Annotated in this window: 11 protein-coding genes; all 11 read left to right on the top strand. The window is 44.8% G+C overall.

Annotated elements, in window-relative coordinates:
* The first annotated feature begins 1 nt into the window (after nt 1).
* The 11 genes from K401_RS0111270 (at nt 2) to K401_RS0111330 (ending at nt 12256) form a co-directional block, all read left to right on the top strand.
* A complete protein-coding gene (locus tag K401_RS0111270) occupies nt 2-790 on the top strand; it encodes a response regulator transcription factor (protein ID WP_024293041.1) in 789 nt (262 codons plus the stop codon).
* A 147-nt stretch (nt 791-937) separates the two neighbouring features.
* Complete coding sequence (locus K401_RS0111275) at nt 938-2095, top strand: ABC transporter ATP-binding protein (protein ID WP_024293042.1); 1158 nt, start codon at nt 938-940, stop codon at nt 2093-2095.
* A complete protein-coding gene (locus K401_RS0111280; protein WP_024293043.1) occupies nt 2092-3738 on the top strand; it encodes an ABC transporter permease in 1647 nt (548 codons plus the stop codon). Before K401_RS0111275 ends, K401_RS0111280 begins: the two co-directional genes overlap by 4 nt.
* Before the next feature lie 44 nt (nt 3739-3782).
* Nucleotides 3783-4913 carry an extracellular solute-binding protein gene (locus K401_RS0111285; RefSeq protein WP_024293044.1) on the top strand — a complete coding sequence of 377 codons (1131 nt, stop codon included), beginning with the start codon at nt 3783-3785 and terminating at the stop codon, nt 4911-4913.
* Nucleotides 4914-5078: 165 nt separating this feature from the next.
* Nucleotides 5079-6344 (top strand): zinc-binding dehydrogenase, encoded by a 1266-nt coding sequence (locus K401_RS0111295; protein ID WP_024293045.1) that lies wholly within the window; start codon nt 5079-5081, stop codon nt 6342-6344.
* Between the two features lie 176 nt (nt 6345-6520).
* Nucleotides 6521-7222, top strand: a complete 702-nt coding sequence (locus K401_RS0111300; RefSeq protein ID WP_242842303.1) for a flavodoxin family protein — start codon at nt 6521-6523, stop codon at nt 7220-7222.
* 172 nt (nt 7223-7394) lie between these two features.
* Nucleotides 7395-8540 carry a GGDEF domain-containing protein gene (locus K401_RS31840; protein WP_024293047.1) on the top strand — a complete coding sequence of 382 codons (1146 nt, stop codon included), beginning with the start codon at nt 7395-7397 and terminating at the stop codon, nt 8538-8540.
* A gap of 139 nt (nt 8541-8679) precedes the next feature.
* On the top strand, nt 8680-8994 hold the full coding sequence (locus K401_RS0111310) for a rhodanese-like domain-containing protein (RefSeq protein ID WP_024293048.1): 315 nt from the start codon (nt 8680-8682) through the stop codon (nt 8992-8994).
* Nucleotides 8995-9009: 15 nt separating this feature from the next.
* A complete protein-coding gene (locus tag K401_RS0111315) occupies nt 9010-9483 on the top strand; it encodes a hypothetical protein (RefSeq protein ID WP_024293049.1) in 474 nt (157 codons plus the stop codon).
* A gap of 454 nt (nt 9484-9937) precedes the next feature.
* Nucleotides 9938-10651, top strand: a complete 714-nt coding sequence (locus K401_RS0111320; RefSeq protein WP_029695067.1) for a GntR family transcriptional regulator — start codon at nt 9938-9940, stop codon at nt 10649-10651.
* A gap of 213 nt (nt 10652-10864) precedes the next feature.
* Nucleotides 10865-12256: a hypothetical protein gene (locus K401_RS0111330; RefSeq protein ID WP_024293051.1), complete on the top strand. Its 1392-nt coding sequence runs from the start codon at nt 10865-10867 to the stop codon at nt 12254-12256.
* Nucleotides 12257-12590 lie beyond the last annotated feature (334 nt).

The raw sequence follows: 12590 nt of genomic DNA on the forward strand, positions 1-12590 counted from the left end.
AATGTACCGTGTTTTAATAGCAGAAGATGAGGATATTATCAGGAAGGGGCTGATGTATTCGGTCCATTGGGCAGAGCTGGACTGCACCATAGTCGGTGAGGCCCGCAATGGAATAGAGGGAATGGAGCTGATTGAAAGGATGAGACCGGATATCCTGATTGTGGACATCAATATGCCCATGATGGATGGAATCGAAATGATCCGGCAGACGAATGAGGAATACAGTTATTCCGCCATAATTCTGTCAGGATACTCAAATTTTGAATATGCAAAAAGTGCCATCCACTACGGAGTGACGGATTACCTCTTAAAGCCGCTGAAGCGGGAGGAGTTAGTAAAGGCAATTGAGAATGCAAAAGAAAAACGCTGGATCTATCAGACCTGGCTTGCCCAGCAGCAGGAGGCGGAAGAACTGAAAAAGGTAAGGCTGGTTTCCAGAGCAGAGGAAAACGGGGAACATGATGATATTGTAAAAGAATTGCTGAAGTTCATCGAAGATCATTATCAGGAAAAAATGGGCTGGCAGGATGTGGTGGAGGCCATGAATTACAGCGAGACTTTTTTAAACCGGAAGTTCAAAAACCAGATGGGAACCACGTTCATCGAATATTTAAACCGCTTTCGCATTCAAAAGGCGGTGGAGCTCTTGAAGCAGGAAAATATAACCATTCAGGATGTTTCCTGGATGTGCGGAATCGGTGATTACAAATATTTTAATATGGTATTTAAAAAGTACATAGGGTGCAGTCCGAAAGAGTATTCGTGGAAAGTAAAAGAGCAGCTGAAATAAAAGCTGCTTTTTTTCTTGCTATGAGCATTTGTTTGGTATTTTTTCCATTAAGACTGTATTTTGGGTAGAAAACAATCATGAAAATGTATAAAATACTAATTGTTGAGTGATAAAAATATACAATATATCCAAAAGGCGGTAGGAAAAGTGAGTGTAACGATTTCGATTAGCAACGCGGTGAAAAAGTATGGAACAGTGACAGTGATACCGGATTTGTCGGTTACCATTGGGAATGGGGAGTTATTTACTCTTCTTGGCCCGTCTGGATGTGGAAAGACCACATTGCTGAGAATGATCGCCGGATTTAATTCCATTGAAGGAGGAAGCTTTCGGTTTAACGATAAAGTGATCAATGACATGGAGCCCGGTAAGCGGGGAATCGGTATGGTATTTCAGAATTATGCGATTTTCCCCAATATGACGGTACGCAAAAATGTGGAGTTCGGTCTGAAATACAAAAACATGTCAAAGGAGCAGATGAAAGAGGAGGCGGATAAATTCTTAAAGCTGGTCCATGTGGATCAGTATGCGGACCGAATGCCGGAACGGCTTTCCGGCGGCCAGCAGCAGAGGGTAGCTCTTGCCCGTGCCCTGGTAATCCGCCCAGATGTACTTTTGATGGATGAACCCCTTTCCAATCTGGATGCCAAGCTGCGGGTGGAGATGCGCAGTGTGATTAAGCGGATTCAGAAGGAGGTGGGAATCACCACCGTTTATGTCACCCATGATCAGGAAGAGGCAATGGCCATTTCGGACAGAATCGCAGTCATGAAAGACGGAGTGATCCGACATATCGGGAAACCGGAAAATATTTATCAGAGGCCGGCAGATTTATTTGTGGCAACCTTTATCGGCAAATCAAACCTTTTAAATGCCAGACTGAGAAAAGAAGGGGAAAAGGCAATCGTTGTATTCCAGGACGGATATGAGATTTCTGTTGATTCCATAAGAAATAAGGAAATCAGGGACAGAGAGGTTGTGGTATCTGCAAGGCCGGAGGAGCTGATTGTCTCCAGATCAGAAAGCAAATCAAAGGGACAGGGAATCAGGGCAGTGATCCGTGACAGCGTATTTCTGGGATTGAATACCCATTATTTTGCGGAGTTGGAAACAGGAGAAGAGGTGGAAATCATTCAGGAATCTGAGATTGATTCCATCATTTCGCCTGGAAGTGACATTGTCCTGACGATCAATATCAATAAGGTCAATGTATTTGATTCTGAATCCACATGCAGCTTGATGAAGGGGGTAAAAAACAGCACAGTCCTGCCAACAGGTTTCGAAAGACAGGAGGTGAAGGGATGATCCGGAAAAAACGAGGTGATTTTTGGAGTGCAGTTTCCTGGGGGCTGCTGGTAATATTTCTGGTATTCTTAATTTATCCCATTGGGAAGCTTCTCATGGAAGCGGTTCATGCAGACGGTAAATTTACCCTTGATGCCTTTCATCAGTTTTTCAGCAAATCCTATTACTACAGCTCCATTTTTCAAAGCGTCAAAATAGCGGTCTGCGTTATGTTTTCCAGTCTGCTTTTGGGAGTGCCCTTTGCCTACTTTTATTCTTTTTACAGGCTGGGGGGACGGAAGGTGCTCTTTGTGCTTTGTCTTCTCTGCACCATGTCGGCTCCATTTATCGGCGCTTATGCCTGGATTTTACTTATGGGAAATTCGGGACTGATTACAGGATTTTTAAAATCAATTGGAATTTCCGGGGTTTCCATCTATGGTTTTGGGGGAATTGTGTTTGTGCAAACCTTAAAATTGTTTCCGCTGGTGGTGATCTATATGAACGGAGCGTTCCGGGATATAGATAATTCCCTGCTGGAAGCAGCGGAAAGCATGGGCTGTAAAGGAATTGACCGCTTTAAACGGGTAATCATGGCCCTGACCATGCCCACCATTCTGGCGGCGGCCCTGCTGGTTTTCATGAGATCCTTTGCGGACTTTGGAACGCCGGTGCTGATTGGACGCGGATACAGCACATTTCCCGTCCTGATTTATAACCAGTACCTTGGTGAAAATGGAACCAATTATCATTTTGCGGCTGCAATCAGTGTGATTGCGGTGCTGGTAACCGCAGTCATATTCCTGATCCAGAAGACTGCGTCCAACCGGTTTAAGTTTACCATAAGCGCTCTTCACCCCATAGAACCTAAGACTGTCTCAGGGTTTGCCAATATTATCATGCATGCTTACTGTTATCTTCTTGTGGGCATTTCATTGCTGCCGCAGATTTATATAGTGAACATGTCTTTCCGGAATTATAAGAACAGTATTTTAAAACCAGGCTATTCCCTGGTCAATTATCAGAAAGCAATGGAAAAAATGCTGTTCCGTTCTATTGGAAACACCATGATTGTCAGCATTGTGACTTTGGCGGTCATTATCGTCATTGCAGTTTTGATTGCTTATCTGGTGGTGAGGCGCAGTAATTTCTTAAACAATGCCATTGATACCATCTCCATGCTGCCTTATATCATGCCTGGAGCAGTGATTGGTATTGCCATGGTTGTGGCATTTTCCAGAAAGCCGTTTACGCTTACCGGAACGCTGGTCATCATGATCATTGCCCTTGCCATACGGAGAATGCCTTTTACCAGCCGTTCCGCGACGGCGGCCATGATGAAGATTCCGGTGAGCATGGAAGAAGCAGCCCTGAATTTAGGTGCTCCCAAGGTGTCCGCATTCATAAAGATCACAGTGCCGTTAATGTCCAGCGGAATCATATCAGGAGCAGTTTTAAGCTTTGTGTCAATTATTACGGAGATGTCCTCCGGGGTAATTCTGTATAACAATAAAACAATTACTCTGACAATCAGCACCTATTCCGCAATCAGCAGCGGTATTTACGGGGTAGCAGCAGTATTTGCAACAATTACAATGGTGCTGACAGTACTTTGTCTGGCAATTTATTTAATATGTACCAAGATGGAGGATGTGCGCCTGTAAAAATGGTTATGAAACCAAAATTTATAGAGAGAAGGGAAGAAATTATGATGAAAAGAAGGTTATTGGCAGCAGGTCTTGCAGCGGTGATGGTTTTGTCCGTGACTGCATGCAGCACGAAAAAGGAACCGGAGACAAAAGCAGAAACAACTGCACAGGATTCAAAAACAGAAGCTCAATCAGCAGATACGAAGGCTGCAGAAACAACTGCTTCCGGATTGCCCTATTATGTGAAACCGGCGGGTGAGGTGACCGGGAAGATCACGGTTTACACCACAATGGAAGAGACCCAGCAGCAGGTTTTAAGTGATATGTGGAAAAAATATTATCCTGACTGTGAACTGGAAATCCAGGCGGACTCCGTGGGAACACTGGCAACCAGAATCAGAAGTGACGAGTCCTGTGATGCAGATGTGGTAATAGGCGGCATGTTCGCTGCTGACGGTGAAACCTATCACGATATCCTTCAGCCTTATACAGCAGCGTGTGACAAAGAGCAGGGGTACCATGACGATTCCGGATATTATACCTTCTATGATGTACAGGTAATGTGTCTTGTTGTAAATCCTGCCTTAAGGGATGAGCTTGGAATTGAGATCAAGGGTTATAAGGATTTACTGAATCCTGCTTTGAAAGGGAAGATCATTCTTGCTGCTCCGGATTCCACATCTTCCGGATGGCGTCAGCTGCAGACCATTCTGGCGGTTATGGGCGATGAATTTAACGATGAAAAATCCTGGGATTACATTAAGCAGCTGATTCCGGCAAGCTTTTCCACCACATCATCAAAGGATGTTTATAACCTTGTCAGCAATGGTGAATATGTGGCAGGTCTTTCCTATGAATCAAGTGTAGCAGCCTTGATCAATGACGGAGCTCCCGTTGAGTGTGTTTATATGGAAGAGGGAAATACGGCAATGGCAGGAGGCGCCGCAATCGTGAAGAGTGCACCAAACCTTCCGGCAGCCCAGGCCATGATGGATCTTTTGTCCTCTGCGGAATTCCAGGATGCCCGCGCAGTTGCCTCTGCAGGACGAGGCTCCAATGGACTGTGCAATTTAAGCGGTCTGCCAGACGAGGAAACATTATATATCAGGGATCTTGACTTTGCTTATTTAGCGGAGCACAAAGATGAAATCCTTAACAAGTGGAATGAACTGTATGCAGAATTAAACTAAAATGATGGTGTCCCAAAGGTCATGGTCCGAAAAAAGATATCAGTTCGGCAATGGACCTTTGGGACATTTTTTCCAGAAACCCGTGAAGGGACGCTCCAGGATTGGAGTTAATGGAAGCTTAAAAGACAGATGCAATGATAAAAGAGTTGAAAGGAAAAGAAAAAAATGAAAACGAAAGCAGTAAGAATGTATGGTGAACGGGATTTAAGGCTGGAAGAGTTTGAGCTGCCCCCCATTAAGGAGGATGAGATCCTTGTCAAAGTCATGAGTGACAGCATCTGCATGTCCACCTATAAGCTGGTGGAACAGGGAAAGAAACATAAAAGAGCGCCCCAGAATATCGATACCAATCCGGTGATTATCGGCCATGAATTCGCGGGTGTGATCGTAGAGGTTGGAGATAAATGGAAAGACCAGTTTAAGCCGGGAATGAAGTTTGCCCAGCAGCCCGCTTTAAATTACAAGGGAAGCCTGGCCTCTCCCGGTTATTCCTATGAGTTTTTCGGAGGGGCCTGCACCTACTGCATTTTTCCACATGAAGTTATGGAGCTGGGATGCCTGATGCCCTTTGAGGGGGAAAGTTTTTTTGAGGCTTCCCTGGGAGAGCCCATGAGCTGTATCATCGGAGGGTATCATGGAAATTATCACACCAATAAGAGAAACCATGATCATGCTATCGGCACAAAGGAGGATGGGGACATCATTATCCTGGGAGGCTGCGGTCCCATGGGATTGGGGGCCGTAAGCTACGGAATCCAGTACCGGAACAAACCAAGGAGAATCGTTGTGACGGATATCGATGACGCAAAGATTGAACGGGCCAGGGAAGTCATACCGGAAGAATTTGCCGCCGAAAACGGAGTGGAGCTTCAATACATCAATACCGGGAAAATGGCTGATCCGGTGGCGGAGCTTCGGGCGGTCACCGGAGGAAAGGGCTATGACGATGTGTTTGTTTATATTCCCAACCGCAAAGTGGCGGAAATGGGAGATCAGCTTCTGGCATTTGACGGCTGCTTAAACTTTTTTGCCGGCCCCACAGATAATCAGTTTAAATCTGAGATCAATCTCTATAATGTCCATTATATCAGCGCCCATGTTATGGGGACAACGGGAGGGAATAATGATGACTTAATCGAAGCAAATGAACTGGCGGCAAAGGGAAAGATCGAACCGGCAGTTATGGTGACCCATGTAGGCGGCATTGACAGCATTGCAGAAGCGACTTTGAACCTTCCCAGGATTCCGGGAGGAAAGAAGCTGACCTATACGCAGTTTGATATGCCTCTGACGGCCATTGAGGACTTTGGAGAATTGGGAAAAACGGATCCTTTATTTAAAAAGCTGGATGAAGTATGCAGGGAGAACCGCGGACTTTGGTGTGCAAAAGCCGAGAAAATCCTTTTTGAGCATTTTGGAGTGGAAGCATAGAAATGAGGATTTTATCTGCCCTTTTTGATTTTTCTTTTATTGCGTCTTGTGTTCTGTTATAATAATATGTGGAGTAAATTACGCTCTGTTTAAGACTTCCGGTCATACTATGACAGGAAGTCTTGTGCCTTTCCATTCCTTTGTCTTTTTTGAGAATTCTCTTGCAGGAGGATTGAATGATGAAAATTACGGTGATTTATGCAACTCAGCGAAAATCAAAATCCAGCACATACAACATTGCCCAGCGGTTTATACGGAACTTATCGGAACAGAATGAAGTAAGAGAGTTTTTCCTTCCGAAAGATATGCCTGAATTCTGCAAAGGGTGCTGGAACTGTTTTACCGATTACAGGAAATGCCCGGATTATGGCTATTTAAAGCCGATTCTGGAAGCCATGCTTGAGGCTGATCTGCTGGTTTTTACAGCGCCGGTCTATGTCTATCACGTTCCGGGGCAGGTGAAGGCATTTCTTGACCATTTTGGATATCAATGGATGGCTCATCAGCCAAGAAAGGAAATGTTTCACAAGCAGGCTCTTCTCATTTCTACGGCCGCAGGCGCAGGAACAAGATCAGCTATCCGGGATATAAAAGACAGCATGACCTTCTGGGGAATTTCCCGTATCCATACTTTCGGCAGGAACGTTTATGGAAGTGACTGGGATACTGTTGATGAGAAAAGAAAGTTAAAGCTTCAAAAGGAAATTGACAGACTTTCCGCCGGGATAAAAGAAACGGACAAACATGTGACCCCTTCCATGAAGACCAAAGCTTTATTTTACGTTATGAGGTTTATGCAGCAGAAATTTAAGTTCAATCCGGCAGATGTGCATTACTGGGAATCCCTTGGCTGGTTTGAAAAAGAAAGGCCGTGGTGATGCATATCCCCCATTTGGAGGTTTGTTTTCGATCATAGGCCATGACCTGCCCTCGCATTCTGATTTTTGGAAATATATTTACAATATGAAGCTTTTCAGATACAAAAGCGGATTGCTGTTTGCTGATTTTTCAAGTATAATCGGGAGGGGAAGCGTTTGGGGAGGTGTAATTATGCCTATGGATCAGGATTTAGAGTTTAATGAGGCGGGTGCCGTTATCAGGCCCATAAAATGGTGCCGCTATCTTGTAAAAGCCGGTTATGCCACTGTGGCTATGATCACATTGGCACATATCATCTGGTACTTTGCAGCGCAAAGCATTCTTGCCTCGACGCCGGAAGTTTATATGCGCCGTTATATTGTGCTGCCTGCTATCGGCCTTCTGGCTTTGAATCTGTTAGCAGACTTTCTTGTCCGTTTGCCCAATATTCCTCTTTTGGTAAAGGAATACCTGGTGCTGATGCTTTTTACGGCCCTTTCCTTTTACCTTTCATCCACTCACAAGATGGCTACTGTTTTGCTTGGAACATTTACCATGTCTGTATTTGCTTCTACTATTTTTGCAAATATGAAGATGACAAGGCGGATCTTTCTGGTAAACAGCGCTGCCCTTGCTGCCAGCGGGATCATACTGCTCAAAGGCGGGGACAGTGACGGCGGTGTGCTCATGGCAATATTTGTTGCGTGGGATATTCTTTTATGCTCATATCTGTTAGCTAAGGTTATGATCTTAAATGGTCATAATAATCTTATGTCGTTAATGCATTTATATTATATGAAGGAAAATATGCAGGAACAGCTAAAGCTCGATCCGTTTACAGGACTGTATAACCGGGGAACCTTTGACACCTGTTTATCCGAAACAGTGGAAGAATGCAGAAGCGCCAATATATGTCTTTCCCTCGCAATCATTGATGTAGATAAATTCAAACGGGTAAATGATGAGTACGGTCATGCCGCAGGAGACCGGGTATTGCTCCATCTGGCCCAGATTCTCAAAAGCAATGGGGCTGAGAACATCAACGCATTTCGAATAGGCGGCGAAGAGTTTGCAATCCTTTTCAAAGGTTATTATGAAAAGGAGGCGTATAAGATCTGTGAAGGAATGCGGTCAGTTATGGAAGCCTCCTCTTTAAACCAGATCGATAAAAACAACATCACCTTCAGCTGCGGGCTGGCTTGCCTGGATCTTCAGCGCACCAGTCATGAAGAGCTGTTAAGGGCCGCTGATGTGGCGCTGTATGCGGCTAAAAATAACGGCAGGAACCGAATCGTGATATATGACAGTCCTGCTGGGCGCAGGAATCAGAAAGACTGACAGTAACTCCTGTATGTGTAACAATGTCACTGAGAGATATTCATAAACCAGGTATACTGAAAACATGGCATAAGCGTTGATGTTGCGTCTGTTTCTTTCTCAGATGTAAAATCAAAGAGAATGGAAAGGAGATGGTGAAATGGGTATATTCAGTTTTTTTTCAAACCGTACGGATTTTGCTGCGGGAATTGAACAGGCAAGAAACACGCCAAATGCAGTGCTGCTGGATGTTCGTACAGCACAGGAATATTCAGGCGGCCATGTTTCCGGCAGCATTAACCTGCCCCTTGACCGGCTGGAATCCATGAAGCTTGATAAAAGCAATCCTGTTTTTGTTTACTGTCAAAGCGGAGCGCGCAGCGGACAGGCCTGCCGTTATCTTCGGGCCAATGGCTATTCTGTTACGGATATTGGCGGGATATCCGCATACCGGGGTATACTGGAAAAGGGATAAAAGGGAGATGAAACGATGGGGCACTTGGGTTTTTCCTATTTAGGGTTGATTTTCTTACTAATGTTAGTAATTCCTAATGTGATATGGACGAAATATCAGCCAGAAGGGTATGACTTTCATGGTGAGAATAAGGTCTTATTGATCTTTGAACGTGTAGGCCAGGTTCTTGTCACCTGCACGTCTCTCATTTTTTCTGATCTTAATCTTTATAAGTGGTCCTTATGGTCGTTATGGCTCCTTGCAGCAGTGGTATTAATGATCCTGTATGAAGGGTGGTGGATCAGATATTTTAAAAGCAGGAAGACATTGCCGGACTTTTACAGCAGTTTTTTGGGAATCCCTGTGGCCGGCGCATCATTGCCTGTTGCCGCATTTTTTCTTCTGGGCGTCTATGGGAACGTGGTATGGCTTATGATCTCCGCAGTGATTCTGGGGATTGGACATATTGGCATTCATTTGCAGCGCCGAAAGGAAATAAGAGGAGGATGACTGTAACGGAAAACATCTGCAGACCACCATTCATCCTTTACAAAGGGAGCCTCGTTCCATGACCGTGATTCGGTCATGGAACGAGGCTCCCTTTGTATTTGGAAAAAGAATTGTCTGTCTGATTCTTCCCTGCGGTATGTCAAAAGGCTTTTAACCGTTAAAAACAAACTTGTATGCAATCTTGGAACGGCAATTTCCTGGAAAAATTCGGGGATTATTTGTAAAAAAAACAATAAGATTAAAATTTGGTAAAAAAATAATGTAAAAAATGCTAATAAAATGATTGATTTTAAAGAGTGGATATGATATATTTTACAAAGTGAACAACAAGAGAAGAAAGACAGAAGGACGTATTTTGGGTACTGATATGCATTTGGCGGGATACTGATATGCAATCTTGATAAATGCTTGTGTGCACTGGGATACCGGCTGTTTTTACAGGGAGGCAGAAGAAGTGACAGAAGTGGAAGTAGGAAAAGGGGACCAGAGAAGCGACATTTATAATCAGCTGCGCATGCAGATACTGAACCTGGATATTCGGCCGGGAGAGCGGCTGAGTGAAAATATTTTGTCCAGCCAGATGAATGCAAGCCGGACCATGGTGAGGGATGCCCTTTCCCGCCTGGTGGAAGAAGGATACATAGTTGTATATCCACAGAGGGGAACCGAGGTGACTCTGCTTGACAGCGAGCGGATCAGACAGGCCGTTTTTTCCCATAACGTGCTGGAACAGGCAATGATTGAGGAAATTTGCCGTCAGGGGCTTACAAAGTCTCAGCTTGAACAGCTGGAAGAGGTCCTTAATTATCAGAAGAACGAGGCAAATAAGGAAAATCCCATTGATTTTCTGATCGTGGAGCAGCAGCTTCATTATCTGCTTTCTTCCTTTTGCGGCCGCGAGTATGTCTGGGAGGTCTTCCGGACCATGGACTGCGATCTGCTGCGTTTGAATTATCTTCAGTATACGACGTTTAACTATAAGACAGATATGTCTTCTCTGACGAGTCTGGAACATGTTCAGGTGGAGGGCCGCCTTTTGCTCGATAATTTAAGGCGCCGGGATGCGGAAGCCGCATGCCTGATCTGCGCCAACCACTTTAATTCGGTTCTCTGGAATGCGGGAACGCTTCGGGGAATTTACCCACAGTTCTTTTCCGGCCAGGCTTAAAAGCCGGTCCGGATGGAAATAAATTTTTATTATTATGATGAACGCCCTGCGGGTATCCCTTTACGCCCGATAAAGCGGAGCGGACCCGGCAAAAAAGCATGGGCAGAAAAAAGGAAAGGAGTTTGGGGGCAAGGTTTGAGAGAGAAGCCGTTTTAATGAACGGCAGGAGTAGTTGCAATGAGTGGAGAATAAAAAGTCATAGGAGGTATTACTTTGGAGTACATTATTGGTATTATTTTATTAATTTCTTTCTTTGGCCTGGCGTATTACTGTATCAAGGGTCATAACCTGATGATCGGCTTCCTGCTGATTACGCTTCTTTGGACCATCCTTCCAATTGGAGGAACATTTTTTGCAAGCGAGGCATTTCTGACATCCAATCCGATTCTGCAGTTTGGAAAAGACAATACACTGATCGCTGCCTTAAACAAGATTTACCAGTCTGCTCCTGAAGGCTGGGGAACCACTCTGGTAAACGTCTGTTGGGGTGCATGGTTTGGCCGCGTGCTTATGGATACCGGAATTGCTTCCACGTTGATCCGTAAGACTGTTGAATTAGGCGGAGATAAGCCATTTGTTACTGTAGCACTGTTAAACATCGTTACGGCGCTGATCTTTACCGCCATGACAGGAGCCGGCCCGGTTATCGCAATCGGAGTTATCGTGCTTCCCATCCTTATGTCTTTAGGTATTCCCAAGTCTGTTGCCCTGTTCACCTTCATGGGCTCTGTTGCAGCAGGCATTTACTTAAATCCTGTAAACTTTGCACAGTACCGTGCATTCTTCATTAAACCTGAGCAGATGCCGGAGTTTACTCTTGGCTGGTATGCATCACACTGGGGTTATGCTGCCCTGATCATCATGCTGGTTGCAACAACGGTACTGGCCGCATTCTACTTAAAGCGTGCAAAAACTGTTCATGCCTGGGCTGCACAGACCCGCAGCGGCGCAGCTGAACAGAAAAATGCTCCTTTCTACACCTTGATCCTTCCGATCGTTCCTGTTGTTCTTAAGATCTGGCTGGATTTCTCCGTAATCGGAGGCTTTGTGATCGCAGGATTCCTGGCTCTGTTCCTTTGCGGAAGAATGAATGGAACCTTCAAAGAGAACTGCCAGCTTGTGAATAAGCTGTATTATGACGGTGTGGTTGATACTGCTCCGCTTGTAGGCTTCCTTCTTACCCTGCCTATGTTTAACCAGGTGGCAGCTTATGCTTCTCCTTATTTTAAGGTGATTCTGGGCAACGTAATGCCAAGAAGTGAAATCGTGGTATGTATCGTATTCGCTGTTCTGCTTTGCATGGGATTGTTCCGCGGACCAATGACCCTGGTTGGCTGTGGGGCCGCAACCCTTGGCGTATTGTCCAATGTTGCTTCCTTCTCTGTTCCGTTCTTATATGCGGTATTTGCCATTCCGACAATTACGGTAAATATCGGAAGCTGTATCACTCAGTCATGGGTTGCATGGGGACTTGCTTATACAAAAGTGGAGTCCAGAGAGTTCTTAAAGCTATCCATCCCCAATGCATATCTTACCGGTGTACTGCAGTATGTTGCAACCTTTATTATGCTGGGCGGACTTGGAGCCGCGTGGTTCCTTTCATAGGCATATTTTTCTTAATGAAGAAAGGCGCAAGTGCAGTCTGAATTAGAAAAATAGCATTCGGTGAGCAGCAGGCAAATGGAACTTCTTTAAAAATAAGTAAAATCACTCTCTCCAAACCTGAGATAGATCACCCATAGGTCCGGGCGCGCCCTTGCGCACCCGGACGCTTTTCACCATTTATCTGAATGAGAGATTAAATATTGTAAAAACTAAGGTGCAAGATCATAGATTTTTCAAATAAAAAATATTTATGCCAGATAACTGGCAGTAAATGTGGAAATACCCTCCAGGTATACCTCTATGCCAGAATTCATGGCAATAAAATAGGAAACAC

The sequence above is a fragment of the Lacrimispora indolis DSM 755 genome, assembly GCF_000526995.1.
Taxonomy (GTDB): Bacteria; Bacillota; Clostridia; order Lachnospirales; family Lachnospiraceae; genus Lacrimispora; species Lacrimispora indolis.

Excerpts from the sequence above, each read along its gene's own strand:
- K401_RS0111270 (WP_024293041.1), top strand. The coding sequence starts at position 2 with ATGTACCGTGTTTTAATAGCAGAAGATGAGGATATTATCAGGAAGGGG.
- K401_RS0111280 (WP_024293043.1), top strand. The coding sequence starts at position 2,092 with ATGATCCGGAAAAAACGAGGTGATTTTTGGAGTGCAGTTTCCTGGGGG.
- K401_RS0111285 (WP_024293044.1), top strand. The coding sequence starts at position 3,783 with ATGATGAAAAGAAGGTTATTGGCAGCAGGTCTTGCAGCGGTGATGGTT.
- K401_RS0111295 (WP_024293045.1), top strand. The coding sequence starts at position 5,079 with ATGAAAACGAAAGCAGTAAGAATGTATGGTGAACGGGATTTAAGGCTG.
- K401_RS0111300 (WP_242842303.1), top strand. The coding sequence starts at position 6,521 with ATGATGAAAATTACGGTGATTTATGCAACTCAGCGAAAATCAAAATCC.
- K401_RS31840 (WP_024293047.1), top strand. The coding sequence starts at position 7,395 with ATGCCTATGGATCAGGATTTAGAGTTTAATGAGGCGGGTGCCGTTATC.
- K401_RS0111310 (WP_024293048.1), top strand. The coding sequence starts at position 8,680 with ATGGGTATATTCAGTTTTTTTTCAAACCGTACGGATTTTGCTGCGGGA.
- K401_RS0111315 (WP_024293049.1), top strand. The coding sequence starts at position 9,010 with ATGGGGCACTTGGGTTTTTCCTATTTAGGGTTGATTTTCTTACTAATG.